At 67.9% G+C, this 26685-nt stretch carries 21 protein-coding genes and 3 pseudogenes; 8 read left to right on the plus strand and 16 right to left on the minus strand.

All coding sequences use genetic code 11. The annotated features are described in order from the left end of the window. Nucleotides 1-54 precede the first annotated feature (54 nt). Nucleotides 55-393 (plus strand): hypothetical protein, encoded by a 339-nt coding sequence (locus tag IPK24_06120; protein ID MBK8075140.1) that lies wholly within the window; start codon nucleotides 55-57, stop codon nucleotides 391-393. A gap of 267 nt (nucleotides 394-660) precedes the next feature. Here IPK24_06120 and IPK24_06125 read toward each other — a convergent pair whose 3' ends face one another. The 9 genes and pseudogenes from IPK24_06125 to IPK24_06165 all read right to left on the minus strand — a co-directional run bounded on the left by IPK24_06125 (nucleotide 661) and on the right by IPK24_06165 (nucleotide 11431). After that, nucleotides 661-2385, minus strand: coding sequence for a hypothetical protein (locus IPK24_06125; protein ID MBK8075141.1), 1725 nt, complete (start codon nucleotides 2383-2385; stop codon nucleotides 661-663). Between the two features lie 732 nt (nucleotides 2386-3117). Next, nucleotides 3118-3836, minus strand: a pseudogene (locus IPK24_06130) (IS256 family transposase). Between the two features lie 131 nt (nucleotides 3837-3967). Next, nucleotides 3968-5420 (minus strand): annotated as a pseudogene (gene ltrA, locus IPK24_06135) (group II intron reverse transcriptase/maturase). A gap of 514 nt (nucleotides 5421-5934) precedes the next feature. Further along, nucleotides 5935-6195, minus strand: a complete 261-nt coding sequence (locus IPK24_06140) for a transposase (protein MBK8075142.1) — start codon at nucleotides 6193-6195, stop codon at nucleotides 5935-5937. Between the two features lie 13 nt (nucleotides 6196-6208). After that, entirely contained in the window at nucleotides 6209-6586 is a 378-nt protein-coding gene (locus tag IPK24_06145) for a transposase (protein MBK8075143.1), read from the minus strand. A gap of 553 nt (nucleotides 6587-7139) precedes the next feature. Next, the gene (locus IPK24_06150; GenBank protein ID MBK8075144.1) at nucleotides 7140-8321 is read right to left on the minus strand and encodes a Fic family protein; all 1182 of its coding nucleotides are present in this window, start codon (nucleotides 8319-8321) and stop codon (nucleotides 7140-7142) included. A 487-nt stretch (nucleotides 8322-8808) separates the two neighbouring features. After that, a complete protein-coding gene (locus IPK24_06155; GenBank protein MBK8075145.1) occupies nucleotides 8809-9444 on the minus strand; it encodes a hypothetical protein in 636 nt (211 codons plus the stop codon). Nucleotides 9445-9619: 175 nt separating this feature from the next. Then, complete coding sequence (locus IPK24_06160; protein ID MBK8075146.1) at nucleotides 9620-10363, minus strand: hypothetical protein; 744 nt, start codon at nucleotides 10361-10363, stop codon at nucleotides 9620-9622. A gap of 99 nt (nucleotides 10364-10462) precedes the next feature. Beyond that, on the minus strand, nucleotides 10463-11431 hold the full coding sequence (locus IPK24_06165; protein MBK8075147.1) for an NAD(P)-dependent alcohol dehydrogenase: 969 nt from the start codon (nucleotides 11429-11431) through the stop codon (nucleotides 10463-10465). Between the two features lie 186 nt (nucleotides 11432-11617). Between IPK24_06165 and IPK24_06170 the strand changes: the two genes are divergently transcribed. Then, the gene (locus IPK24_06170) at nucleotides 11618-12292 is read left to right on the plus strand and encodes a TetR/AcrR family transcriptional regulator C-terminal domain-containing protein (GenBank protein MBK8075148.1); all 675 of its coding nucleotides are present in this window, start codon (nucleotides 11618-11620) and stop codon (nucleotides 12290-12292) included. A gap of 69 nt (nucleotides 12293-12361) precedes the next feature. Here IPK24_06170 and IPK24_06175 read toward each other — a convergent pair whose 3' ends face one another. From IPK24_06175 to IPK24_06185, 3 genes are read right to left on the minus strand one after another with little or no spacing between them, the layout of a single operon-like run. Beyond that, nucleotides 12362-13270 carry an HNH endonuclease gene (locus IPK24_06175; GenBank protein MBK8075149.1) on the minus strand — a complete coding sequence of 303 codons (909 nt, stop codon included), beginning with the start codon at nucleotides 13268-13270 and terminating at the stop codon, nucleotides 12362-12364. A 45-nt stretch (nucleotides 13271-13315) separates the two neighbouring features. Then, a complete protein-coding gene (locus IPK24_06180) occupies nucleotides 13316-14263 on the minus strand; it encodes a hypothetical protein (protein ID MBK8075150.1) in 948 nt (315 codons plus the stop codon). 6 nt (nucleotides 14264-14269) lie between these two features. Further along, entirely contained in the window at nucleotides 14270-15334 is a 1065-nt protein-coding gene (locus IPK24_06185) for a hypothetical protein (protein MBK8075151.1), read from the minus strand. A 277-nt stretch (nucleotides 15335-15611) separates the two neighbouring features. Here IPK24_06185 and IPK24_06190 point away from each other — a divergent pair, with 277 nt between their 5' ends. After that, a complete protein-coding gene (locus IPK24_06190; protein MBK8075152.1) occupies nucleotides 15612-17252 on the plus strand; it encodes a methyl-accepting chemotaxis protein in 1641 nt (546 codons plus the stop codon). Between the two features lie 103 nt (nucleotides 17253-17355). Next, entirely contained in the window at nucleotides 17356-17778 is a 423-nt protein-coding gene (locus IPK24_06195; protein MBK8075153.1) for a hypothetical protein, read from the plus strand. A gap of 57 nt (nucleotides 17779-17835) precedes the next feature. Here IPK24_06195 and heR read toward each other — a convergent pair whose 3' ends face one another. Further along, a complete protein-coding gene (gene heR, locus IPK24_06200) occupies nucleotides 17836-18633 on the minus strand; it encodes a heliorhodopsin HeR (protein MBK8075154.1) in 798 nt (265 codons plus the stop codon). 61 nt (nucleotides 18634-18694) lie between these two features. On the opposite strand from heR, the gene IPK24_06205 reads away from it, so the two are divergent. Next, nucleotides 18695-19273 carry a heme-binding protein gene (locus tag IPK24_06205; protein ID MBK8075155.1) on the plus strand — a complete coding sequence of 193 codons (579 nt, stop codon included), beginning with the start codon at nucleotides 18695-18697 and terminating at the stop codon, nucleotides 19271-19273. Between the two features lie 52 nt (nucleotides 19274-19325). On the opposite strand, the gene IPK24_06210 is transcribed toward IPK24_06205, so the two are convergent. The 3 genes and pseudogenes from IPK24_06210 to IPK24_06220 form a co-directional block, all read right to left on the minus strand. Next, the gene (locus IPK24_06210) at nucleotides 19326-19979 is read right to left on the minus strand and encodes a CYTH domain-containing protein (protein MBK8075156.1); all 654 of its coding nucleotides are present in this window, start codon (nucleotides 19977-19979) and stop codon (nucleotides 19326-19328) included. Between the two features lie 2 nt (nucleotides 19980-19981). Then, nucleotides 19982-20711 (minus strand): annotated as a pseudogene (locus tag IPK24_06215) (DUF4389 domain-containing protein). Further along, entirely contained in the window at nucleotides 20708-21337 is a 630-nt protein-coding gene (locus IPK24_06220; protein MBK8075157.1) for an SRPBCC family protein, read from the minus strand. The pseudogene IPK24_06215 and the gene IPK24_06220 overlap by 4 nt, the downstream one beginning before the upstream one ends. Nucleotides 21338-21652: 315 nt before the next feature. Between IPK24_06220 and IPK24_06225 the strand changes: the two genes are divergently transcribed. Genes IPK24_06225 through IPK24_06235 form a run of 3 tightly spaced genes read left to right on the plus strand, consistent with a single transcriptional unit; the run spans nucleotide 21653 to nucleotide 26662 of the window. Further along, entirely contained in the window at nucleotides 21653-23245 is a 1593-nt protein-coding gene (locus tag IPK24_06225) for an alpha/beta hydrolase (GenBank protein ID MBK8075158.1), read from the plus strand. Between the two features lie 50 nt (nucleotides 23246-23295). Next, on the plus strand, nucleotides 23296-24126 hold the full coding sequence (locus IPK24_06230; GenBank protein ID MBK8075159.1) for an ABC transporter ATP-binding protein: 831 nt from the start codon (nucleotides 23296-23298) through the stop codon (nucleotides 24124-24126). A 1-nt stretch (nucleotide 24127) separates the two neighbouring features. Further along, the gene (locus IPK24_06235; GenBank protein MBK8075160.1) at nucleotides 24128-26662 is read left to right on the plus strand and encodes an ABC transporter permease; all 2535 of its coding nucleotides are present in this window, start codon (nucleotides 24128-24130) and stop codon (nucleotides 26660-26662) included. The last annotated feature ends 23 nt before the right edge of the window (nucleotides 26663-26685 follow it).

The following is a 26685-nucleotide window of genomic DNA, read 5'->3' on the forward strand; positions in this document are numbered from 1 at the left end:
ATTGCCGCAATTCTTGGTTCAGGGTCGCTGTCCAAATCGTTGGCGAAGGACCCCATGATGCAGTTGCCGTGGATCGGCTTCCGGATCTTCAAGTGGCTGCTTCTGCTGGTCGCAGTACTCGTGGCACTAATTTCGGTCTACGCGTGGCGGACCTATCCGACGGATCAGCAGATTCTTACAGTTCTTGGCTCGGAGGCTTCCGCCGCAGAGCGACTGGCTGGCGTAGCTGCAACACGGCAGGCATGGCTGTCATCGATTAAAGATCTTGCTCAGATCTCAATCTTCTCTTCGGTCTTCCCAGCTATAACTGGGGTGTTCGGATACATCTTCGGTGTCAGCAAGCAGCGCTCCGACGGAGGGGCAGCTGGCCAAGGTCGCGGCCTGGGCGCCTAACCATTCGTGCTTGGGCGAATCTCGGGCACTCCGCGGAACTGCTGGTTTGTAGACCAACTGCAGATGGACCACCGCGGATGGACGTGGTGCCAGGCGGGCAACCAACCGGTGCCCCTCGAGTGCGTTGATGCGGCGCAGTCGTGGGCTGACTTTGGGGCCATCGAGCTGCTTTGAGCCGCCGTCGGAGTGGTGCCGGCAGGCACGAGACAGCGCAGCGTCGCAGTACAGGCCCTCACCACGGGCAGATCGCGCAATCGGACTGTTGTATTAGCGCGGTTGGTCCAGCGCTTTTGTCGATAGGGTTGACACCGAGCGGGATACCGCTTGGTCCCACATGACCTTCTGGGTGGCCGGGTAAGTCCAGGTCAGCGTGACTAGGTGTCCTGCCCCCACCACCGTATGCAAGTAGATAATCTTGCCGCCTCGACGGCCGGACAACGTCAGCGCGTTGGAGTGGATGACGTCCAAAGTGACCAACGCTCCGGCGAACGTGGTGTTCAGTGCAAGCTGCCGCTCGTTTGAGGGCGTGCTGCCGAGCACGTTGTTCATCCCGCTGATCGTCACTGTGGCGCCCGCGACGTCAGTGAAGGTGAGCCCGTCCCCGTTGGCCGGGGGGTCACCGGCTTGCATCGACTTGGGCAACTGCAGCGAAAAGCTGAATCGGGGGTTCGTGTAGGTCTGGTAGGCGACCTTGTCCAGGAGCGCCCGCGCGTCGGGCATGGCGTCGCGTTGGTGGTTGAGGAGGGCGACGATTGCTGCGGCTGACAGCAGGTTCTTGTCCGGGTTCTGCATGCTCGTGTGGCCGCACTCGCTGCCGAAATTGATACCGGCAGCTAGGTCGAGTGCTTTGTTGCCCGGCAGCATTGTCCACAGGTTCGCGGCGTTGTCCTGCAGTGCGGCCCACCACGCCGAACCGTACGAGGCGATCAGGCCCCCCAGGCCCGTCTTGGCCTTTCCGGTGACGAGGTCGCAGGTGATCTGCCGGGTCTCGACCTTCGCGGCGCCTGGGAACTTTCCCGGCCCGCTGGACGAGTAGCCACCCGAGGACGCGATCGAGACGATCCCGTCGCTGCTGGTGTCGCGGGTCTCGAGTTCGAAGCCGAACAGTTGGCGGTGAATCACGATATCGCCGACGACCTGCCCGACCCAGGCGTTCTTGGGCAGCCACGGCGGCACCGCGCAGCCGGGTTGCATGCCCTTGTCGCCCTGGTGCGGGGCGAGGCAATACCCGCCATCGGAGCCGGGCGGGAACGGCAACATGCCCTGGAAGCCGTGGTTGAGCACTTGGGGCAGTTGCGCCCAGAGCGTCCCACCCCAGGGCGCGCCCGTGTGTGGGGTGTCGATCGTGACGATGCCCCCCAGGACCTTGTCAGCCGGGTTGGTGGCGTACTGCCCGCTGGCGGCAAACCGCAGCGCCAGGCCACCCATCGAGTGGCCGACACCCAGGACCATCCCGTCCTTTCCGCCGGCAGCCCTATAAGCCGCCGACACCTCCCGCAGATACGCCGCCAGACACGCCGCGATCTCGGGCCGGGCCGCCCAGCGCGCGGAGTTCTCCCCGTAGTTGAACAGGAAGGTCTTGTAGCCCTGCACGCCTCTCTTCGGCGTAATCTCGTCGATGAATGCCGCGAGCGGCTCCATCGAGTCCTTGGCCGCATCCCATCCGTGCACGAGGACGACCGGGCGCAGCACCTGCCCAGCGACGGGCGCCAGGTCGGCCGCGGAGACCTTCTGTTGTATCTGGGAGCGGCCAGGGCAGGATTCCGACCCGGCCGCCACGGCCTCGCGAGCGCCAGCTATTGAGACGGCTTGTGTAGGTGGCGGCGGCTGAGCCGCGTTGGCGGTCGCCGTGACGGCCAGCAAGCCCACAGCCACGCCGACGACGCAGGTGGCCGCAAGAGTGGACAGCCGGCGGCCGCGGCGGCCGCCCTGAACACCGCGGGACCCAGCAGTGCCTTGACAGCGGGCGACGGTGAGCAGCACCGCCATCACCCGGCCCAAGTGTCGACGATCAGCCATCTGCCGTCGACTGGAGCGAGCACAACGGTCCACTTCGCCCCGGCCGCAGTCGTGATTGGCACCGTCGCCACCCCCGATCCGTCGCTCGCCTTCTCGACAGTGCCCTGTGCCTTCAACGGCGCCAGCGACTTGAACCCTGCCACCGCCGACGCCGGCACCGGCTGCCCATTGCCCATCCAAACGGCGGTACTGACCTGGGCCGCCTCTCCGCTGGTCAGACTTGCCAAGAGAGCTGTCACCTGCTCGGCCGTCGGCGGCGCCAGCGACGGTCCCGCAGACCGCGATGGCACCCCACTGGCGGAAGCGAACCCCGACGCACCCGGCGAAGCCGCTGCCGCCGAGGATGAAGACCCGTCCCACGGGTGCAGCCACCAGAGAAGCCCTGCAACCAGAGACACGAGCGCGAGCACGCCGACACCGACGCCGACCCACCGACGATGCACCTCAAGCTCCCCCCACCGGCGCTGCTCAACACGCCAGACCGCAGAACACTCATCTACCAGCAACCGTCCGACCCGGGCTGCACCCCAACCCACGACCGCCCCCGGCTAGTGATCAACGGTACTGGCCAGGGATCAGCCGACGGACGGGGACCCTGCCACGCCCGGGTCCGGCCAACATCGCACGAACCGGAGAGTGACCCCCTACGGGGCCAAGGTGACCCTGGAGACTGTGCGGGCAACGGTGTAACCGGCGGTTGTTGATCTAGAGGTTAGCGGTGGGCATGCGGTCGGCGAAGACGATCGCCAGGACGTTCAGGACGGGCTTCCAGCGGGTCATCCAGCGCTGTTGTCCGGTGCCCTTGGGGTCCAGGCTGCGGGTGGTCAGGTACAGGGTCTTCAGGGCAGCGTTCTCGCTGGGGAAATGACCCCTGAGATCCACGGCCCGCCGGTAGCGGGCATTCAGCGACTCGATCGCGTTCGTGGAACACAACACCCGACGGATCTCGATGTCGTAGTCGAGAAACGGAATGAATTGTTCCCACGCGTTGCGCCACAATTTCGGGATCGCGGGGTATGTCTTTCCCCATTTCTCCTCCAGGAGTTGAACGCCGCCCACGCTGCTTTCGCATTCGGGGCGGTGTAGATGTCCTTGACGTCCTTGGCCAGTTCACCCCAGTACCGTTTGGAGGCGTACTTGAACGTGTTCCGGATCAAATGGATGATGCAGGTCTGCACGACCGTGTCGGGGAAGACGACCCCCACCGAGTCGGGCATGCCTTTCAGGCCGTCACAGACCAGGTAGAAGATGTCGACCACGCCCCGGTTCTTCAGCTCGGTCAGGATGCCCAGCCAGAACTTCGCCGACTCCCCGTGCCCGGGCGTGCCGGCCCACAGGCCCAGGACATCCCGACGGCCGCGCAGGTCCACCCCGATCGCGGCGTAGAAGGGCCGGTTGGCGACCTGCCCGTCACGGACCTTCACGTGGTGAGGTCGGGCCGCAGCGCGGTGCCGGTCTTACGACTCGGTCCGTTTCTGCGGCCCGCCTCCCGAACCGGACGTGCGACTCTCACCGCATCCGGCTCTCCGCGGGTCCCCGTGGGTTCGGGGGGTGCTCAGGCTGCGGTTGGCCAGGGCGAGGGGATCTGCGACCCGGTACCGGTAGCGGGTGGTGCCCGCGTCGGTGGGGTTGAACAGGATCACCTCGCCTTGTCTCGGCCACCAGCGCCGGTCGCAGTAGCGGCGGCGTAGTTCCTTCCAGGTGATCCGACGGTGTCGCCGACGCAGCCGGTGGATGATCTGGCGCCAGATGAAGCGCGCAGATACCGGAACGTCTGGAACGACACGCCGGGCCGGAAGTAGGTGGTCCAGCCGCGCAGCACCGAGTTCAGTTGGTGCAGCACGATGGCCAGGTCCAGGTTCAGGTCCTGCCGACAGATCGTCTTGACCTTGCCCGTGATCGAGGCTAGTGCCTTCTTCGACGGGTAGTTGTAGACGAACCGCCGGGTGTCTCCTTGCGGCGGTGGCGTTGGATGCGCCAGCCCAGGAAGTCCAGTCCTCGTCGATATGCGTGATCAACGTCTTGGCCTGCGACAGGCGCAGTCCCATCGGCGCCAAGACCGCTGCTGCCTGCTCGCGCAGGGCCTCGGCGTGCGAACGATCGCCGTGGACCAGGATCACGAAGTCGTCGGCGTACCGGACGAACCTCCACGTCCCGAGTCCCTTCTTGCGGCGCTGCTCGCGTTGCCATCGGCTCCAACCGCGCCACTGGGCGCCGAAGTGCTCATCGAGCACGCTCAGGGCGATGTTGGACAACAGCGGGGAGAGGATCCCGCCTTGCGGGGTGCCGGTGTCCGTTCGGCGCAGCCCGGTGTCCCGGCTGAGGATGCCCGCCTTCAGGAATGCCTTGACCAGCGCCAGCACCCGCTTGTCCGCGATCCGGTCCCGCACCCGCTCCATCAGCGCCGGGTGAGAGATCTCGTCGAAGCACGCCGTGATGTCGCCCTCCACCACCCACTCGTAGTTGCGTGGGTTGGACGTGAAGTGGCGCACCTCGGCGACCGCGTCGTGCGCACGCCTGCCAGGGCGGAACCCATACGAGCACGGAGCGAAGTCCGCCTCGAAGATCGGCTCCAACACCAGCTTCAAGGAAGCCTGCACGACCCTGTCGGTCACCGTCGGGATCCCCAACCGGCGCCGCTGACGCGTGCCTGGCTTCGGGATCATCCGCTCCTTGACCGGCAACGGACGGAACGTGCCCGCCCGCAACGCGTCCCGCACCTCGGTGAGGAACGCGGTCGTGCCCCGTTCGGTCTCGACGTAGTAGGCCGTCTGGCCGTCCACGCCCGCCGACCGGGCTCCTGAGTTGCCCCGCACCCGATCCCACGCCACGATCAAGAACGCGGGATCGGCCACGAGGTTGAACAGGTCATCAAACCGGCGATGAGCATCACTCCTCGCCCACTGGTGCAGTTTGGTCTGGATCCCCAGTACCCGGGCTCGGGCCTGACCGAAGGACGGCCACACCTGATCCGGCGCACCGATGTTCACCGATGCCCCTCCTGGCATTCCAATCTCCTCCCTGCCGACTCACTGGTCTCCTTCGCCCTGTGACCGGCTCTCCCGGCCGCCGACTACTACGAGACCTCCGCCCCACCGGTGACCATCAGCCGACGACGGACCTGCCCACCACCACGCTGGCCGCGCGGCAGCCGGGCGATCACCAATGGTTCCCACGTTCACTGCGTACCGATCGACGAGTCTGGCGCCCAGCTGCTATCCCGACAGCATCGCCACGACTACGCCGCAGGCCTTCACCGTGGCCTCCGGACCCGACGCAATCAGCCGAACCCGAAGTCAACCAACCACTACCGCACTGGTCGGTCGTGCGCTGCACCCCGGCCCACATCCACCAGATTCGAGCCGGTTCGTCGCTTACGAGACGTCAACGCTGGTTCCTGTTCGTACGCCCTCTCATCTCGCTAGCCGGACCCGCGCCATCTGGCAGTGCTGACACGTCCCGTCGTTGTCGAGGCTGCTTCCCACCCTCACCGGCGTCCCCCGGATCAGGCTGCCTCCAGCTTCAACCCAGCCGCTGCGACGGCCAGGCGGTGCAGGTCTTCCACCTCCACTCGGTAACACAGCGCCTCGTGGCGCACGATCGCGTCCACGAACACCGCCACGTAGTGGAGGCCAGTGGCCGACTCGACCACTCGGTCATCTCCTCGATGACCCGCTCGGTGATCGTCGAGACGACACTCTTGGCGATACTGGCGCCGTAGACCTCCGCGAAATGCGCGCTGATCTCACCGGTGGTCAACCCCCGCGAATACAGCGACAACACGACCGCGTCGACATCACCCCAGGCGCCGCTGCCGTTTCGCGACGATCACCGGTTCGAAACTGCCCGCCCGGTCCCGCGGGACCTCGATCTCGACCGGACCGACATTGTCGGTGAGCACCGTCTTGACCCGCCGACCGTCGCGGGAATTCCCGCCGTCACGGCCCTCGACGGCATGTTTCTCATAACCCAGGTGCGCCGTCATCTCCTCATCGAGCGCGGTCTCCAGCACCGTCTTCGTCATGATCTTCAACAAGCCATCCGGCCCGGTCCACGCCAGACCACGATCCGTGGCCGACTTCACCATCTCCCGGATCGCCGCCCGTTCGGCCTCGCCAGGCTTGCTGAGGGTCTTGTCGATCGTTCGTCCCAGGTCAGTCACGTCCTGGATCATCTCGGTCATCATCGGACCTTCCCGGCAGACACACTGGTCCACCCATCAGGCCAGTTACACCGAAGCTCGAACAGACCCTGACCCGGACCGACTGCGTGAGGGTCGATGAGTAGCAACAGATCTCGTGGCTGGAGGAGATCACCGTTTGCCGACCACTGAGCACCCCGGATGGAGATGAGGCCGACGTATCCTCGAAGGCGCGGGCAGCTGCCCCGTGGGCATCGACGTCCAGCCGTCACCGACCGAGCCCGACCGTCCACAGCCACCCGTGGTCCACCCGTGGTCCGTGATCGCCTCGGACTGGCATCACTGCAGGTCAACGCCCGTTCGAGTGAGTGCCTTGAAAACCGCCAGCGCGTAACCATCCGTGCTCGGGGGTTCGAATCCCTCGCCCTCCGCTGAGCGCCGTCGGCGCTTGCACCGCTGGCGCAGGCGGAGGGCGCTGGATGACGGGGAGCGAACTCCCGAGGCACGAGCGAGTCCGCGGAGTCCCTCTCCCTCCGCAGAAGATCAAAGACCCACCGGAACCGACGCGAAGTGGCCACCAGCTGTGTCACGAGGCAGGCTCGTTAACGATTTGCATGACCTGGTGGCAGGCGAACACCCTGCCGTAGGACCGGCCGGTGATCTCCTCGAGGAAACCCAGCCTGGTCAGGCGCTCGATGGCGCCCGCTGCCGGCGGATACGTGACTCCATTCTTGGCTGCCACCTGACTGATGCTCACAAGTGGATAGCTGATCAAGTCGTCGACTACGTCCAGGACGACGCCTCGCGCCCTGTCCGACTTGAGTTGATCCAGAACGTGTGTGCGGAAGTCGATCAGGCGATCGACACGGCTCACCGCTTCCAGCGCTGACGCTCGCACGGCTTCCGCGAAGAACTGAACCCAGGGGTCGAAGTCGCCGGTCATGCTGACTTGGAGCATCAGGTCCTTGTACCGCTCCTTCCGTGGCTCGAGCCAAGGCGAGAGGTTCAGGAGGGGGTACTCGATCGCCTTTGCGGTGATCAGCTGCAGAACGGCGATGAGCCGCCCGAGCCGCCCGTTGCCGTCGTGGTACGGGTGCAGGGTCTCGAACTGGTAATGAGTGAGTGCGAGCTTCACCACGAGCGGGAAGTGGTGATCTTCGTTGATCCAGCGCTCCCAAGCGTCCACGCCGGCGATGAGCAGCTCCCCGGCGGGTGGGGGGACATATCTGGACCTCTCGATGCCGTCGTGACGTTGCCCGATGAAGACCTGGCCGTTCCTGAGCTGTCCGGCATCTGCGCCGTCGCCGTGGGTCCCGTGAACGAGTATCTGCTGGAGCTCGTTGAACATCGTTACGCACAGGGGCTTGTGCGCGATCAGCTCGATGCCACGCTCTGCGGCCTCGATCCAGTTGAGGATCTCTCGAACTTCGCTCCGGCGTTGGGTCGCTTCGAGGTAGTCGGCTTCCAGAACCTCGATCAGGGGGGCGTAGGTGCCCTCGAGGGCGCTGGTGCTGACGGCCTCACGGATGAGAGCAGGGCGCACGAGCAGTTTGGGGTTGGGAAGGCGCTTGGTGCTCGCGTCGAGCCGTCCTACCTCTCGCTCCGCCTCACTGGCCATCTTGTATGAGAGTGGCTCCAACGGGAGGCTCGCAGGTAGCTCGTTCGGAACGAACGCGAAGTGGTCGTAGTCCTTGCGAAGGTACGCATCGTGACCGGTGATCCGTCGCAGGCTGCCGACGGGAGAGCTCTCGAACGCTTGGCAGTCCACGGATGTCCTTCCTATAGATGTGGAACCTCAATCTATAGGTTCGTGGCCTGATCCTATAAATCTCATCGGTGGATCTATAGGTCACACGTTCGATGCAAGCACGAAGCGCAGCGTGCGTGCACTGTAGTTAGCCGTCTCGTCACGCGTAGCGTTACAGAATCTGTAGCGCCTCACGCTTAGCCGACTTCCTACCTGGTGCAGACTGCCTACAGGGGGCACAGTCCTCGTTTGCACAGGTCAGATCGCTGGGTAGGCGGGTGTTGGCTGCGGTCGGGTCGGCGTTGTCGGGGCTACGACGCGGGCGGGCAGGCTCGCCGTCGGCTGGCACGGTGAGACCGGCTGATCCGGAAGCCGGACTGCTGGCCGGTTCTCGAACGGCTGACCTCGACCGACATCGACGCCCCGAGCATCTGCGGACGCCCAGTCGATGCCGGCGCACGCGCCGTCCGCCGAGCCCGCGACAGTGTCCGGACGGGAGCTGCTGACCTCAGCCCCGCCCACGAATGAGCCGTAGGCCGGTGACCACGAGCCAGACGAGCCACGCGGCCCAGCCCGCAACCCCGACGAACAGCAGCGGCGAGCCGTCCGCGATGGCGAGGTTTCCGACGCCGGCCGAGATGAGCAAGCTGCCACCCGCCACGCCGAGCAGTCGCTGCCACGGCCACGTCAGCCCGCTGGCGTGGGTGGCCAGCGCAGCGCCGATCAAGGTCGTCCCGAGGGCGGGGAGTGAGAACGCGTAGGCCGAGGCGTGGAACTGCCACATCAGCTCGAAGGCAGGGGTTGGCTGGGCCAGGCCGTCCGCGGCGAGTACGACCGCGACGTGTGTGCTCATGGCGAGGACATAGACCGCTGAGAGCGTCGCTCCAGCTGCCACTGCGAGCCGCGACCAGTCCGCCCCTGCGCCGCCGCGGCGCTGCACGAGGCCGTGCAGTCCCGTGACGAAGAGCAGGAGCAGGGGCAGGTTCAATGCCTCCATCCCCACGGTGACGGCCACGGCGGCCCGGTTCGCGGCGTGGTAGGCGAGGACCTCACCGAGAGGGTCGCTGTAGGTGGGCGCTCCAGTCAATGCTGCGATCTGAACGCCCACCGACACGGCATAGGCAACCGCGGCCCCGCCGACGATTCGCGTCGTGGACACCCGGTCCGGGACCGGCCGGTCCTCGGTCGCGGTGAGTTCTGCTCCAGGGGTTCTCACGTCGTTACTCCTTCGCTTCGTTCGGATGGCGGGTTGTCGAGCAGGTTCGGGGCCGATGTCGGCGGAGGGCAGCGTCGAGGTGCTGACGTCGTCCAGCGCCCTTTCAGCCGCGGGACAGCCGAATGCAGCGGACGCCCACAGCCAGATGGAAGACCAGCGCGCCGAGGACGCTGACGGCGACGAGCACGGACGGCCCGTTGGCAGCGGCGAGGGTGGCGCCGACAACACCCGCGGCGCCCAGGGCGACAGCGCTCCAGCCCAGGACAGGCCCCAGGAGACGGCGCGACGCGACCCCGAACAGGACGACCGTGACCGGTAGCAGCAGCGCACCCGTGATCAGCAGCGCATCCATCACGGCCTGCGCAGCGGTCCAGGCCTGGACAACACCGTCCCGGTCGGCTTCGCCGGCCTGCTGGTAGGCCTGCGACATCGGCGCGGTCGACAGATGGAGCAGCGCCGAGGCCGCGAGTGCGGCGACGGCGAGGTGGCCGACGGTCCGAGCGGCGCTGGTCAGCACCGGCCCGGTGGAGCTCAGCAGCCGGTGGAGCAGGTCGTGCTGAACAGCCCAGAACACGACAGCCGCGAGGTAGAGCAGGTTCTCGACGACCCGCGCCTGCTGGATGTCGGGGAAACGCTGCAGACTCTCCGCGCTCGAGGGGTTCGGCAGGCCGAGCGTGCCGACGACCACGAACGCTGCCAGCATCAGCAGGCTTCCGCTGATGCCGGTGATGCCGGCGCCACGCAGCAACGGACGACGGTCCACAGGTTGGTCGAGGTCTGTCCTCGAGGGGACGACCGATTGAGGGACGGTGCCCACGCGCTTGTTCACGGCCTCACGGGTTCTCACGTCGTTACTCCTCATGTCACGCGCAGGGGCGGGTTCTCGAGCAGGTGGGTGTGTTCGTGCGGGTAGTCGTCGCTTCCTCTGAGGGGAGCGGTCCGGTCGTCAGACGGTGACGATGACTTTCCCTCGGGTGTGCCCGGCCCCGACGTGGCGCAGGGCGTCTGCTGCCTCGTGGAGGGGGTAAGTACGGTCGATGACCGGCCTGACCTGCTCGGTCGCGAGCAGGTCGGCCAGGGCGAGCAGGTCCGAGCGCTTGCCGACCGACAGGAACGGCTTCAGCCGCTGTCGGGTGAACCCGGACAGCACGCGCGCTGTGACGATCCGACCGATGGGCCCGAGCCAGCGGCCGCCGCGTCCGCTGTTGGGGATGAGGGTGCCGGTGGGCGTCAGCGCTCGGCGGACATCCGCCAGGGGCTGGGCCTCCACGTTGTCGAGGATGACGTCGTAGCGCTTCCCGGTCTGGGTGAAGTCCGTCCTCGTGTAGTCGACGACGTGGGCGGCACCGAGCGAGCGGACCAGGTCGACGTTGCGAGTGCTGCACACCCCCGTCACCTCGGCGCCGAACGTCTTGGCGATCTGGACGGCGAAGGAGCCCACTCCGCCCGACGCACCCGTGACCAGCACCGTCTGGCCCGGTCGAACGTTCGCGATGTCGCGCAAGGCCTGCAACGCCGTCATGGCCGACGTGGGCACCGCTGCCGCCTCCGCGACCGACAGGTTGGCCGGCACGGACACGAGGTGGTCCGCCGGGACGCAGGCGTACTCCGCGAGCGCTCCTGCGGTGCTCCAGCCGAACACCTCGTCGCCGGGGCGGAGAGCGGTGACATCCTCTCCGACCGCTGTCACCACGCCGGCGAGGTCCATGCCGGGGATGCCGTGGCGCGGTCGGCGGAGCCCGAACGCCAGGCGCACCAGGTACGGCTGACCGGTCATGATGAAGAAGTCGCCGGGATGAATCGAGGCCGCGCCCACCTGGACGAGCACCTCGCCTCGTCCGGGCAGCGGCCGGTCGACCTCGGACGACTCGAGCACCGAGGGCGGGCCGTAGCGGTGCTGGACGGCGGCCCGCATCGTCGCCGCCCTGGCCGGACTCGCCCCCGGTACCAGGCGTGCTCCGGCGTTCGATCGCTGTTCGGTTCCCACTGAAGCTCCTCACGTCCGAGGGGACCCTCGCTGATTCGTACACCGTACGTCGTACGCTGTACTATGGGCGTACGCTGTACGAGTGTCAAGTCGATCGAGGGAGCGAGGAGACTCCTGTCTGTGAGGGGACAACGCCAGGTCGCGCCGGACGCGGGGCTGAGCAAGCAGCGGGTGGTGGTCGAGGCGGTTCGGCTCGCCGACCGCGAGGGGGTCGCCGGGCTGAGCATGCGCCGGCTGGCTGTCGAGCTCGGCGCGGGCGCGATGTCGCTCTACCACTACGTGGCGAGCAAGGACGAGTTGCTGGACGCCATGATCGACGTCGTGTTCGAGGAGATCGAGCTCCCGCCCGAGGAGACCGACTGGCAGTCGGCGATGCGAAGCCGGTCGATATCTGCCCGGCAGGTTCTCGCACGCCACCCGTGGGCGATCGGCCTGATGGAGTCGCGGACATCTCCGGGGCCCGCGAACCTGCGCCACCGCGAAGCGGTCACCGCCTGCCTTCGCAGGGCGGGCTTCTCGGTCGTGATGGCGACGCACGCCAACTGGTTGCTCGACAGCTACCTCTACGGGTTCGCCCTGCAGGAAGCCAGCCTGCCGTTCGACACCCCCGCTGAGTTCGCGGACATGGCCGAGGACGTCTACCTGCCCCAGCTTCCTCCGGACGCGTTCCCCTACCTCAACGAGGCCGCCGCGGCGCTGCTCGCTGCCGACTACAACCCGGCAGAGGAGTTCATCTTCGGCCTCGACCTCGTCCTGGCCGCCCTCGAGTCCCTGAGAGCCTCCGCATAGCGACGCTCACGGGCCATCGCGCGGGGACTGGAGGGTCGCATCCCGCCGACGCGACGATCCGTGGGGAGGTCAGCCTGCGAGGAATCGATCATGGCGGATCGCCAGCAGATCGCGATCGGGGCGTTCGGCTCGTGACCTGGGGATCACGCGTAAGTGCTGATGATGCAATGCTTTCAAGCCATGCTCGAGCAGCGGCCCGTCGATCTCGGCGAGCACGTCGTCGCGAATCTCCACGCGGTAGTCCGGGGTGAGCCCGAGGATGCCGGCGTCGTAGGCGGCATGGTGGATCTTGCACAAGGACAGTCCGTTGCGAACTGCTGCAATGCCCGCCTCATGTCCGTCCTCGACGATGTGTGCAGCGTCGAGGAGCACACTGTGCCCGAGTTCGCAGACACAGCACCGAGTGTTGTAGGCGCGCATCACCATGCTGCGGAACACGGGTTGGTGCAGACGCTGCCTGGTCTCGCGATGAAGGTATCGGCGCATCACCTCTTCCACGGCCGACCCGGTGGCTCCCAGATGCTGCAGGCCATCGGTCGCCACGACGAATTGTTGGGCGCTGGGTTCCTCGGCGATCAGGTAGATCGGAAAGATGGGCTTGTAGAGGGCCACGCCGACCCCCCAGAACCAGATCAGAGGGACGCTGGCGCGCATCGCTGCGCGCAGTGCCCGGTTCTCGGCGTGTTGCGGGTCGTCACCACGCCACTTGTAGCGCACCAGTCCGTCGATCCCCACGACATCGTCGTACGGGCGAGGTGCTCCCGCCGGGCGGAACGTGGTGCGAATCGACAGCGCCGACGCGAGGACGGCCGGTTTGCGGATTCCCCGCTGCGCGTCCATCAGCCGAAAGGGCTCCCCGCGGAAGGTGAACTCGGAGATCTCCTCGCTGTCGATGGCGTCGAGGCCGTCGTTGGTGCGTTGCCGTAGCCACTCGATGGCGCTCTCGCGCAGCGCGAGGTCGTCGTCGGCGGTCCACATGGACTCAGCCTGCCAGACCTGATCGTCGGCAGACGTGCCGACGCCTCAGGCGTCGGTGCGCTTCTCCACGGTGCGCAACGGGTGCAGGTCGAAGACCTGATTCTCCAGGGACGACCTCAGCCGCGCCGCCTGCCCGAAGAACGACGCCTCACTCGCCGGGATCCCCTGCGGCCGAGGGGTTTCCCCGGCATGCTCCCGGCTCACGTCGTCCACCGCGGCCAGGGCGAACAGCGCCGTGATCCGATGCCAGGCCAGCTGCCGAGGTTCGGCGAGTTCGAGGGCCGCTCGGGCGTCGTCCTCGGCGGCACGGGTGTCGTCATGCACGGTGAGCCGGCGTGCCGACCGAGCGGTGAGCGCCTCGATCCGGGTCAGCAGCAAGCCCTGGTCATGGCAGACGTCGAACACGCCCTCCAAGGTGGCGCCGGCCTCGTCGTGCCGTCCCCGAGCGCTCAGGGCGCGACAGAGCAGCAGTCGAGCCTGCGCCGCGTCGGCGACCAGGCCCTCGCCGTCCAGCACGTCCAGCACCCGGTTCACGTGCAGCACGGTCGCCCCGGCGAGCTTCTTGTCCAGCTCGAGCGCGGCAATCTCGACCTGGGCCAGCGCAGCGCCCACCTGATCACCCGCCTCGGTACACCGGGCTGAGCTGCGCTTCAGCAGCTCGTCGGCGTCCTGCCACCGATAGGTCGTGCGCAGAAACCACCCCCAGCGTGCCGCCGGCCGCCCGGTCAGGTGCACGTCGGCGCGCGCCAACCCGCGAGCGAACTCGCCCGCCGTCAGAAAGGAACGCTCCGCCTCGGCCACCTGCCCGACGAGGCCCTGGGCGTGACCGAGCAGGGCTGCCGCCGCCGGGATCCGGGCATGCTCCCCGCGGGTGATGATCGATTGAAGCGCCTGCGAGGCGAGGTCGCAGGCGAGCACGGCGTCACCCATGAGCCGGTGGTCCTCGGCTCGGCTCATCAGGTCCGCCGGGTCGTCGGAATCGTTGTCGGCCATGGCGTTTCAGGCGAACGTGACGAGGAATCCGAGGGGATCCGCGGCGCGGCGCGCATAGGCCTCGGCAACCCCCACCTCGCGGGACGCCGCCCGTAGTGCCCGCAGCCGGTTCGCCTCGGACTGCGCCAGCTCCTCCAGTGCGGCATCGACCATTCCGTCCGACGCCGGTTCGAGCAGGACGTCGTGGTACTCCACCACGTCCTGCTCGGCTCGGAAGGTGGGCGCCGAGACCCACTGCCAGACCAGCACCAGTACCGGCAGACCACTGCGCCAGGGCTCGTCGAGGTGCGTGGCGGCCTCGGTGATCAGTTCGTCGGCCTCGTCGTCGCGGCCCTCGTCGCCGAGCAGTTCGGCGAGCAGGGCGAGCGCCCGGGCGAGCGCGTTCGCGCCGTCCGTCCCGTGCGGGTCCGCGAGCCGCAACGTCACCGCTTCTCGGGCCTGGGCGACGTCGCCGTCCGCGGTCCTGGCCAGCAGCAGCAGGGCGTCGGCCAGCTCGCCGCGCGCGTCGGCGTCCTCGGGGTGAAGGTCGAGCAACGCGCGGCAGGTCTCGACCAGGTCTCGGCGGACGTCGACCTCGGCCAGGTCCGGCTCGTCCGCCTCGGGCGAGACCTCGGCCACGTCGCGCAACAGGGCGGCACGCCAGGCGAGGTAGCGGGCAGGATCCGTCGGCGTCAGGTCGTTCAGGTTCTGCAGCGCGTAGTAGGCGTACCTCAGGGCCTCGTCGCCCTGGCCGTCCGCCGCGAGCAGCCGGGCGAAGTTGACCTCCACGAGCACCATGTCGACGGTGGTGAAGTCGGACTCACGGCCGTAGAGCTGCCCGGTCAGCTCGGACCCCTCGCGCGCGACCTTGACCGCCTCGGCACTCTCACCGCTGGCGCTGAGGGCCATCGCGTGCCGGCCGATCGCCCGCACCAGGGCGACCCCGGGAAGGATCGTCTCCTCGACCAGCACGCGGCACAGGGCCACCGCCTCGTCGAACACAGCCACAGCGGCCTCGGCAGCGCCCTCGGCCAGCAGCGTGTTGCCGCGGTCGAGAAGTGCGTCGAGGTCCTCGGGAATCGGGTTTACCACGCACCTGCTCCTCTGGTCTCGGCCCCCGAGTTGCTCCCTGACTGCGCACACGGTACTGACACGTCGGCACGACATCGTGTCGGATTCCGAGAACTGGCTTCCTCTTGGCCAGCACCCCTGTGGTCACTGCCGTTGGACATGTTTGACCGATTGCGCGCCACGACGTCGGGAACCGAACCCCACCCGGTGGTGACGTCGCTCGTGCCTCAAGCGCGCCCATTCAGGTGCCGAGCACCTGAGTGGGCCGAAGAATGTCTCGTCTGAGGAGCGTGGGGCCGTGGGCAACAGGGACTCCGGATCGACGCGCCAGACCGGCACGGCACGCGGGCTGGCTGCGGTGTGGCGAGACCGGTCGGTCGCGGTGAAGGTCCTGGGGGCCGTCTTGACCGCCTGTCTCGGGATGCTGGTGATCGCCACGACCTCGATGATCCACTTGGGGCAGTTGCGCGACAGCGCCCGCGCCATGGACACCCGAGCGGTCGCTCCGATGAGGGCTCTGGATCAGGTCAGGCGTGCCTACCTGCAGACCCGGGTGGACGCGCTGGCCGACGAGTGGATCGGTCAGAGCGATGACGGCCCTGAGCACAAGGCGTTCCTGGCCGACCTTCAGGCCATGGACGGAGCCCTTCGCGACTGCGAGGCGCAGCCCCTCACCCCAGAGCAGCGCGCTGCGGTCCAGGATCTGACCGCCGCATGGACCACGTACCGGTCTCTGGTGGCGGGCAAGATTCTCGAGGCGGCCCGGGCCGGCCAGCGAACGCAGTACCTGCAGATGCGCGACACCTACGTCAAACCCGCAGCTGTGACCATTCAACAGCGTCTGGACATGCTGACCACGTCGCTGGCGCAGCAGACTGCCGCCCAAGTGGCAGCCAATGAACGGACGTACCTCACGGCACGGTGGATCTTGTGGACGGTCAGCGCGGTCAGCGCGGCCCTTGCCCTCGTGCTGGCCCTGCTCGTGATCAGGCACATGGTCACTCCGCTGCGGCGGATGCGCGATGTGTTCGCCGCCGTGGCACAGGGTGATCTCACCCAACGCGCCAACCTGCAGGGTTGCGACGAAATAGCCCAAACCGCAAGGGCTTTCGACACCGCCACGGCCACGACGCAGCAGACGGTGCACGAGTTGGCCGCCTCCGCGGCGGCGCTGGCCGGCGCCGCTGAGGAGTTGGCAGCGAGCACCGGGCAGATCGACACGTCCGCTGCTGACACCTCTGCCGCCGCCCGGACGGCGACCGAAGCCGCCGACAGAGTCTCGGGCGATGTCCAGGCCATGGCCTCCGGTACGGATCAGATGTCCTCGGCGATCAATGAGATCTCCCAAACTGCCAGTGATGCAGCACGGTTGGGCGAACAGGCTCGTGAATTGGCGGGGTCGGCGAACGCGACCATCAGCAAGCTCGGTGAGTCCTCCGAGGAGATCGGCAACGTGATCAAGATGATCACGTCGGTGGCCGAACAGACCAACCTGCTCGCCTTGAACGCCACCATCGAAGCCGCTCGAGCCGGCGACGCCGGTAAGGGATTCGCCGTGGTTGCCACCGAGGTCAAGGACCTCGCCCAGACCACCGCGCGCGCTACCGAGGACATTGCTCATCGCATCGAGGCCATCCAGGCCGACACGATCAGTGCGGTTGCGGCGATCGGTGAGATCACCGAGGTGATCGGACAACTCGGGACCTTCCAGGGCACCATCGCCGCCGCCGTCGAGGAACAGACGGCCACCACCGCCGAGATCACGCGCAGCGTCATCGCGGCCTCGGAGCGGACCGGGCAGATCGCCCACGCGGTGGCCGGCGTGTCCCACGCCAGCCTGTCCACCGCTGAGGGCGCGCACCAAGCCCGAACCGCCACCGAGTCGCTCGCCCGGATGTCCAGTGACCTGCACGACATCGTTGCCCGATTCCGACACTGACGGGTGTTGCTGGAACGGGAACGCATCCGCTTCGACCACGACGAGAGAGATTGGCCTGTGGACAACTGATCGGGGCAGGGATTCGCGGGCCATCATTCAGCGCATGAGTTTCGACGATCTCCCCGACAACTGGCCCGAACTACCCCTGACCGACCAGCGTCTGCTGGCCGACGTCCTCGACCTGGTGGTGTCCGAGCAGTCCCGCCGAGACGGCGCCCTGTACGTGTTGCTCTGCGACGAGCAGGCCCGACTGGTGCAACCCATCGCCATCGATCTGCTCGAGGCGCCGACCGACCTGGCCGGCCGCGAGGAGTTGATGGCCAGCGTGGTCGGCATGACACATCACCTGGGCGAGAACGGGTCCTACGTGGTCGCGATCGCCCGGCGCGGCGGCCACTCGGTGACCCCGGACGACGAACAATGGGCGGCTGCCGTCCGCTCCACCCAGGGCAGCTGGCGGTTGCTCGGGGTGCATGTGGTGACGCGCGACGGCAGCCGGCCCATTCCGTTGACCCGTGCCGCCTGAGACACAAGGACTCGATGATCCCCCGCATCGTGATGTTCGACGGCACGAGCAGGGTGGTCAGGAGCTGCCGACGAGTGAGCCGGCGAAGATCTGCCAGGCCAGCAACGACTTGGCGACGAGGCTGAGGACCAGATAGGTCCTCTCCCCGTAAACGTAGTCGGACCATCGACCGATCCTGCGGTACTGGAACCACTGGTTCAGTCCGAAGCTGAAGAAGAGCAGGGCTTGGGTCAGGACGATTCCGTAGACGAAGCCGGGGACGGTGTCGGCGGCGGCCACGTTGTAGACGATCGATACCCACGGCGCGAGACCGACGATGGTGCCGAACCAGAACGGCAGCATCGTGGTGGACGTCCGCTGTGGGGAGTTCATGAGTTCCTGCAGCCAGCCGAAGAAGATCATGGCCACGTTGGCGCCGGCGACGGCGATGACGACGTTGATGCTCGTCATACCCGAGTAGAAGCCGATCAGGATCACCATCAGCGTCGCGCTGAACGAGTACTCGACCCATCGGAATCGATTGATCCCCTTGCCCAGATCACTCTCGTACCGTCGCCGAGACCAGGTAGCCGTCAGCAGGTGATCGACGGCTGCCAAGGTCAGGAAGATGGCAACGGCCCAGGCGATCTGCACGTCGAACAACCGCTCTGGCGCAACGGCAATCGACCCGGGCGGGCCGACCGGGACCGACGAGGTAACGGCGATGGCGAACGATCCGCCCAACGCGAGGACGGCGACCGCCTGGCTGAGGTGCAGCAGTGCGAGCCCGAGATTCCAGCGGCGCAGCGAACCGAGGCGCTCCGAGGCGATGACGTGGGCACCGACGTGACGGTGCCCACCGAGAGTGTCGACCATGTGAATGACTCCAAATTCCCTCGAGATGCGCGGAAGAGACAGGACCTGCCTACAGTGGGACGTGACCGAAACCCAGAGATACACCGTCCTGGCGCAGCGCCCGGACCTCGAGATCCGGCGCTACGAGGCGCACGTGGTGGCCGAGGTCGTCGTCCCCGGGCCGGCTGACAAGGCGGGCAATCGGGCATTCGGCACGCTCGCCGGCTACATCGGTGGCGCCAACACGTCCGCACGCCCGGTCGCGATGACCGCGCCGGTGTTGCAGCGGGCCGTGGCCGCTGGACGGTCGATCGCCATGACCGCACCGGTTCTGCAGCAGGCGACGCACCATTCGGACGAGTCGATCGTGAGTTTCGTGATGCCGGCGGGCGAGTCATTGCGGACCCTTCCGGCGCCCAAGGATCCGAGCGTCACCCTGCGCGCCGTCCCGGAGCAGTTCATGGCTGCCGTGCGGTACTCCGGGCGCTGGACCCAGGACAGTTATGACGAGCACGCCCAGGCACTTCACCGGGCGACGCAGGCGGCCGGCCTCGACGTCACCGGCCCGGCACAGTGGGCCAGGTACGACCCACCATGGAAGCCGTGGTTCCTGCGCCGCAACGAGGTTCTGCTGCCCATCGCCTCGCCCGACCTGCGCTGACCAGACCTGAGGCCCTTCCGCCTCGCGACATGCCCGTCGGCGGTGCACGCCCTCAGAGCTCTCGACTGAGCGCCCGCTCGAGCTTGGACGCCGTCCGAGCCGCGCGTGCACCCGAGGTCAGCAGCAGCCCACGGATCGCCTCGAGGAGCGGACGGTCACCCTCGACGAGCTCGACCTCGAGCTCTGACCACGTCGTCGAGATGGGCAGGGTGGCGGCCTTCAGCAGCACGGTGGCCAGGACGTCGTCCACGGTGAACTCGGCCAGGACGATCCCGCCGCCGCCCAGGAGCGGGTAGGCGACGCGGTGGGTCCGCAGCCGCGCCACGGGTCGCAACGAAGCCCCCTGCACGTAGGCGTTCACCCGTCGCGCGAGACCGGCTGGCGCGCGTAGCTCGCTGGTGTAGGCCGAGTCACTCAAAGGCATGCGTATCTCGACTCGCTCCCCGTGCGCTCGAGGGAGTTTCAGGTGCCATCCCGCATCGTGCCCGCCGATGCGCCTGCGCAGCGTGATCCCGAGCCGGAGCAGGGTCAGCTCCGTGGTGTCGAGGTAGACCGCGTCGAGCAGCCGCAGCTGAGCGGCTCCCAGACGCGATCCGGGGATGATGGTCGACAGGTCCGGGATCGTGAAGTCAGCCGGCACCTCGAACTTGTACTCCACCTCGGTGGCGATGGTCGGTGTCACTGCGTCCTGATCCAGAACGGTCATGGTCATGTCGTCCCCAGGTGAGGTGTTCGATGGGCCGCGAGGGCCGCGAGGGCCGGGTCGGCGGGGTCCTGGCCGCCGATGTCGAGCCGAAAGGGCGGATAGGTGTCGGTCATGAGCGCCGCATAGGCGGCAACCCGCACCGTCCATCGATCCAGCCCCAGGATCACGTCGAAGAGGAGCCTCGGATAGGTCCCCGTCACGGTGAGGGTCACGGCAGCGGCGAGGACGAGCAGCCCGATCAACCCCGCGCCGTTCTGCATCGCCCAGGTGCCCGGACCGGCGGCCCATCTGGCGCTCCACACCCCCCCCGCCCACCAGGATGGCGACGATGAGGTAGTGCGGCAGGGCCAACAGCCACCACTTGACCAGCACGAGCCCACGAGAGAGGCGTTGGGGGTGGTCGACCGAGAGGTGGGCCGGATAGTCCGGCACGTCGTGCAGGCTGAACGGTGGGTACCGATCGGTGCCCAGCGCGCCGTAGGCGTAGTAGCTCACCCGCCATGTCCAGCGCAGCACGCCCACGTTGAACGTGAAGAGCGCCAGCGGGTATCGGCCGGTGACGACGATGGCGAAGAAGGCCATCACCGACGTCACGCTGAAGGCGACCCACAGGCAGGCCAGTACCACGTAGTGCGGAATCGCCAACACCCACTTCACCGACCACAGCCACCGGGACAGGTGCGGTTCGAGCTCCGCTTCGAGGTGAACCGGCTGGAGCGAGGGTGTCGTCATGACGTTCTCTCGGGCGAGCGTTCGGCACGGTCCCTGATGCCGCGAAGCATCCGCTGGCTCATCAGGAAGCTCACCATCTCAGTCGGCTCGACCATCAGCGCGGCCCATCGACGCGTGTACCCGTACCGCTCGCGGACGACGAGGCGGCTTGTCCCGGAAACAGTTTCGCGAATCACGAAAGCCCAGGTGAACTCGAAGGGTGACGCCGCGCCACCGGCCGGGACGCCGCCGCGCAGCACCAGAGCGTGGTCGGGATCCACCTGGACGACGCCCAAGGCCATTCCCGGCGCGAGCTGAATCTCGTCGCCGACGGCGAGGTGCTGCCATTCCGAGACGATCTCATCGGCATTGTGGATGTCGGCGCCGAAGAGATTCTCCAGGAGGGAATAGCTGTAGAAACCACCCCGGCTCTGGCCGAGCTGCACCACCCAAGGCCAGATGCCGTGAGGGTCGGCAGCAATGGTGATGGCTCGCGTGGACTGCAGGCTCGGGTGGAGGATCAGGACGTCCCCGGGCAGGGCCGTGGTGGCCTCGTCGTCGACGGCGCCGAAATGGAGTGACCACCGCCGCAGCGCCCACGTCGCGCCGATGAGGGCGCTCGACGGCAACAGCACCCGGAGCGCCAGGGCACGCGCGGCGCCCCGACGGCTCTTCCCAGCTGGAGTAGTGCCCTGCATGTGTCCCCACTGATCGGCAGTCTGACGACCGCGAGTCGGCGCTCACTGCGGGGACTGGGCAGTGCAGGCTCTGGATGAGTCACCGGTGAGCCTGTGTCATGCAGCCTACGCGGGGTTCGGCACCGGTGCCGTGTGCGATCGACCATGGAGTGGCGGATCACGCGTGGCCACGTATGCTCGAACTCATCCGGCCGTTCAGAGCCGTGCTGCCCAGCCCCTGCAGTGACCGAGGCATTTCCGGTCGCAGTCCGAGGGGGAGTTCCATTGAGCAGCACAGACAAGCGCGTCGACATCTCACATCCCGTGGTCCACGGCCCTGGCGATTCCGGCCTGCGCGGTCGGCGCGAGGGTGATCGATCACCGATGTGGCGGAGCCGCCGAGCCGCATTCGCCGTAGCCATCGTTCTGGTGGCCCTGGATGCCGTCCTGACCGGCTGGTCGACCCCGCGGGGGGCCGAGACCACCGGGCAGGCCCTGACGGCGATCGCGGTGAGTCTGCTGGTAGGCATCGCCGCGGGTTTCCTGGCCGCCACTCGGTGGGCAATACTCCTCGCCCCCATCGGGTTTGCCGCGCTGTTCGAACTCACTCGCCTCGGCACCAGTGGGCCGCTGGTGGACGGGATCCACCTGGGCGGCACCTACGGCGTCCTGGCGTTCGCCTCGGGCCGTGGCCTCGACGTGATGTTGGTCCTCATGCCGATGGCGCTCGGCGCTGCGCTCGGCGCCGGACGTGCCCGGTGGGTGAACGGCGACAGTACCCCGCACCGTCTCGGGGCCGGGATCGCCCGCTGGGGCCGACGCACCGTCACGGTGGTGGTGGCGGCCGGCGTCGTGGCCCTCACCGTGGGTCTGGCCCGCCCCGCGACCACGGCCCCGATCCTCGGAACGGACGGCAAAGCGTTGGTGGGCAGCGTGTCCGAGCTGAGTCGGATCGAGGTCAACGGCAGCAAGCTGGGCATCATGATCCGCGGCAACAGCGTGACGAACCCGGTGCTGTTGTACCTGGCAGGTGGCCCGGGTGGCAGTGACCTCGGCGGTCTGCGCCGCAACGGCGAGGGGTTGGAGAAGACCTTCACCGTCGCCAGCTATGACCAGCGTGGCGCCGGGAAGTCCTTCGACTCCCTCGACCCGACGTCCACCTTGACCCTGGCCGGGGCGATCGACGACGCGATCGTGGTCACCAACTACCTCCGTGCGCGGTTCCACCAGGACAAGATCTACCTGGTCGGCAACTCTTGGGGGTCGCTCCTCGGGGTGCTCGCCGCCCAACAGCACCCCGAGTTGTTCGCGGCATTCGTCGGCTCCGGCCAGATGGTCGATCCGTTGGCGACGGACCGGATCTACTACCAGGACACCCTGGCCTGGGCGCAGCGGACCGGCAATTCCTCACTGGTACAACAACTCACCCGCAACGGGCCGCCCCCATACGCCGACGCGTTGAAGTACGAACCGGCGCTGGGCAACGAGCAAGAGGTGTACCCCTACGACGACAGCCGCTTGGCCGAGAGCGCATACGGGGTCTCCGGCAACATCATCTACCCCGAGTACAACCTGCTCGAGAAGGTGCATGTGCTGGGCGGGACGCTGAACGTGTTCTCGTTCTTGTACCCGCAGTTGCAGGAAGTCGACTTCCGGACCCAGGTCACCACGTTGGCCATCCCGGTGTACCTGGTGCAGGGAGGCCGTGAGACCCGCGCCCGGGCCGAACCGGCCGCCGAGTGGTTCCGGGTGTTGAGGGCTCCCACCAAGCAGCTCATCACGTTCCCGGACGCCGGCCACCGAGCCCTGTTCCAGCAACCCGAACTGTTCAACCAGGTGATGACCGAGACCGTGCTGCCCCAGACCCGGGCTCGATGACCAGAGCCGGCAGCGCCCCAAGGTCCACTACCCCGCAGGAAGGCTCTCCCATGCTCGGACACACCCGACCCGAGACCGCTACCCTTCGCGCCGCCGTCCCCCCTGTCACCGTCAACGCCGAGGCCCCCGCTGACGGCGCGGCGCCGTCCGTCGTGGCCGAGGCCATCGGATTGAGCAAGGTCTACGGCACCGGATCAGCCCTGGTGACGGCGCTGGACGACGTGACGGTCAGGTTCACTCGAGGCGAGCTCACCGCGATCATGGGACCGTCCGGGTCGGGCAAGTCCACCCTGATGCACTGCATGGCAGCCCTCGATGTGCCGACGTCCGGCCGGGTCATCGTCGACGGAGTGGACCTGGGTGGCCTCGGCGACCGGGATCTGACCCAGCTGCGACGCGATCGGCTCGGCTTCGTCTTCCAGGCCTACAACCTGGTGCCCACCCTGACCGCCCGCGAGAACATCACCCTGCCCGTCGACATCGCCGGCGCCCGGCTCGACCTCGCCTGGTTCGACACCGTCGTCGACACCCTCGGCATCCGAGACCGGTTGACCCATCGCCCGAATGAGTTGTCCGGCGGTCAGCAGCAACGGGTGGCGTGTGCCCGGGCACTGGTCAGCCGACCCGCGATCATCTTCGCCGACGAGCCGACCGGCAACCTCGACTCCCGCGCGAGCGCCGAGATCCTGCGCTTCCTGCGCCGGTCCGTCGACGAGTTCGGGCAGAGCATCGTCATGGTCACCCACGACCCGACGGCCGCCGCCTACGCCGACCGGGTGCTGTTCCTGGTCGACGGGCGGATCGTCGCCGACCTCGCCCACCCGACCGTGTCCGCCGTCCTGACCACGATGGCCACGCTCGATTCACCCGGGCAGGATTGAGATGCTGCGCCTCACCCTGGCCAGCGCCCGCGGACACCTGGCGCGCTTTCTGCTGACCGCCTTCTCGGTGATGCTCGGCGTCTCGTTCGTCGCCGGCACGTTCGTCCTCAGCGACAGCATCGACGCCACCCTGACGGGCCTGTTGTCCAACTCGCTGAAGGGCGTTGACGTCACGGTTCGCTCGGCGGATTCGCAGACCGGCGCCGCGATCAGCAGCGGTGGCACCACCACCGAACTGCCGCTGGCGCTGGAGCAGACGTTGGCTGGGGTGCCCGGGGTGGCTCGCGTCGTACCCGAGTACCAGGGCAGCGCCCTGATCGCCGGCCGGGACGGGACGGCGGTCGGTGGTGGCGGGGGCGCTCCCGGCCTCGGGTTCGCCTTCCGAGCCGACAGCTCCGCCTTCACGCTGGTGCAGGGTCGCGGCCCGACCGGGCCGGGCGAGGTCGCCGTGGAGCAACTGACGCTCGAGAAGGCCGAGCTGGCGGTAGGTGACCGCACCCAGGCCGTGATCGGCGGCCAGACCCGCGCCGTCCTGATCACCGGTGAGGTGACCTTCGGCTCGCTGTTCGGCGCCACCGCCGTCCTGGTCGACGAGGCCACCGCCCGGACGGCGTTCGCCCCCGACGGGACCATTCCCTCGTTCTCGATCACCGCCGCCTCGGGCACCAGTCAGGAGGCGCTGCGCACCGCCGTGGCCGCCGTCCTGCCCGACACCGCCGAGGCGGTCACCGGCGCCACCATGGAGCGCGAGAGCGCGGCCACCGTGAAGACCGGGCTCGGCTTCTTCACCACGTTCCTGCTGGTGTTCGCCGGCGTCGCCCTGTTCGTCGGCTCGTTCATCATCATCAACACGTTCTCGATGCTCGTGGCCCAGCGCACCCGCGAGCTGGCGCTGCTCCGCGCCCTCGGCGCCTCTCGCGGGCAGGTGCTGCGGATGGTGCTCGGCGAGGCCGCGCTCGTTGGGCTGGTCGGTTCCGGCCTGGGTCTCGGTTTCGGCATGCTGATCGCCGCAGCAGCCCAGTGGGCGATCCGGGCGTTCACCGGAGCGGACGTCGGGTCCGGCCTGCCGGTGCACCTCGACACCGTGGCGTGGAGCCTGCTGGTCGGCACCGCGGTCACCCTCATCGCTGCCGCCATACCGGCCCGCCGCGCCTCGCGCACCGCACCGATGGCGGCGATGCGGGCCGACTCCACCATCACCTCGACCGGTCTGCGGCTGCGTGGTGCCGCCGGTGCCGCGATGCTCGTGGTCGGGGCGATCGTGCTCGGGATCGGCGTCTGGCGCTCCGACCCACTCTGGACCCTCGCCGGAATCGGTGCGGCCCTGACCGTGCTGGGCATGCTGGTCGCGGCACCCGCCGCCACCCGACCCGTGGTGCGGGTGATCACCTGGCCGTTCGAACGTTTCGGCGGTGTGGTGGGCACCCTGGCCCGCGAGAGTGCCCTGCGGGTGCCACGCCGGACGGCGAGCACGGCCAGTGCGCTCATGATCGGCCTGGCGCTGATCGCCGCCATCTCGGTGCTCGCCGCCAGCGTGAAGACCAGCGTGGCCGAGACGGTGACCCGCGACATCACGTCCGACTTCGTGCTCACCGCCGGGGCGGGCTCGGTGCCGGCACCGGTCGGGGTGGCCATCGCGACCCTGCCCGGGGTCGGGTCGGTCGCCCGGATCGGGCACGTCGACGCCACGATCGGATCGTTCGCCACCGCTGCCGTCGCGATCGATCCCGTCGCGTTGGCGCAGAACTTCGCCCTGACGTTCCGCTCGGGCCGGGTCGACGCCCTCGGCCGGGACACCGCCCTGGTGGACGATCTCACCGCCACGGCCCGGGGGTGGACGGTCGGCACCCGGCTCGACGTCGCGGTGGGTGCCCTGACCCGTGAGCCCCTCACCATCGCCGGGATCTTCAAGGCCAGCCAGGCCTTCAGCGCCCACCTGATCGTGAGTCGTGCGCTCTATCTGGAGGCCGTTCCCGCCAATCAGCAGTCGGACGACGAGGTGTACGTCAAGGCCGTTCCCGGCACCGATGCCGCCACCCTGCACGACGAGCTCGTCACCGTGGCCAAGCCCTACCTGGTGGTCTCCGTCCAGGACCGGCAGGAGTTCAGCGACGCCACCGGCGCCTCGGTCGACACCCGGCTCAACCTGCTCTACGTGCTGCTGCTGTTCAGCGTCATCGTGGCCGTTCTCGGAATCGTGAACACGTTGGCGTTGTCGGTGTTCGAACGCACCCGCGAGATCGGCCTGCTCAGGGCCGTGGGACTACGCCGCCGGCAGCTCTCCGAGATGATCACCATCGAGGCGATCGCCACCGCGGTGTTCGGCGCCGTCCTGGGCACCGTGCTCGGCCTGGGGCTCGGCGTCGCGCTGCAGCACGGACTGGTCCCGCAGGGGGTTGATTCCCTCGCCGTCTCCTGGCCCATCCTGATCGCGATGATCGTCGCAGCCGGTGCGGTCGGCGTCCTCGCGGCGGTTCTGCCGGCGCTGCGTGCCGTCCGGCTCGACATCCTGACGGCGATCGCCACCGACGGGTGAGGCGACCCGGACCCCCACCGGTG

It is taken from the genome of Kineosporiaceae bacterium (genome assembly GCA_016713225.1).
Lineage (GTDB): Bacteria > Actinomycetota > Actinomycetes > Actinomycetales > Kineosporiaceae > JADJPO01.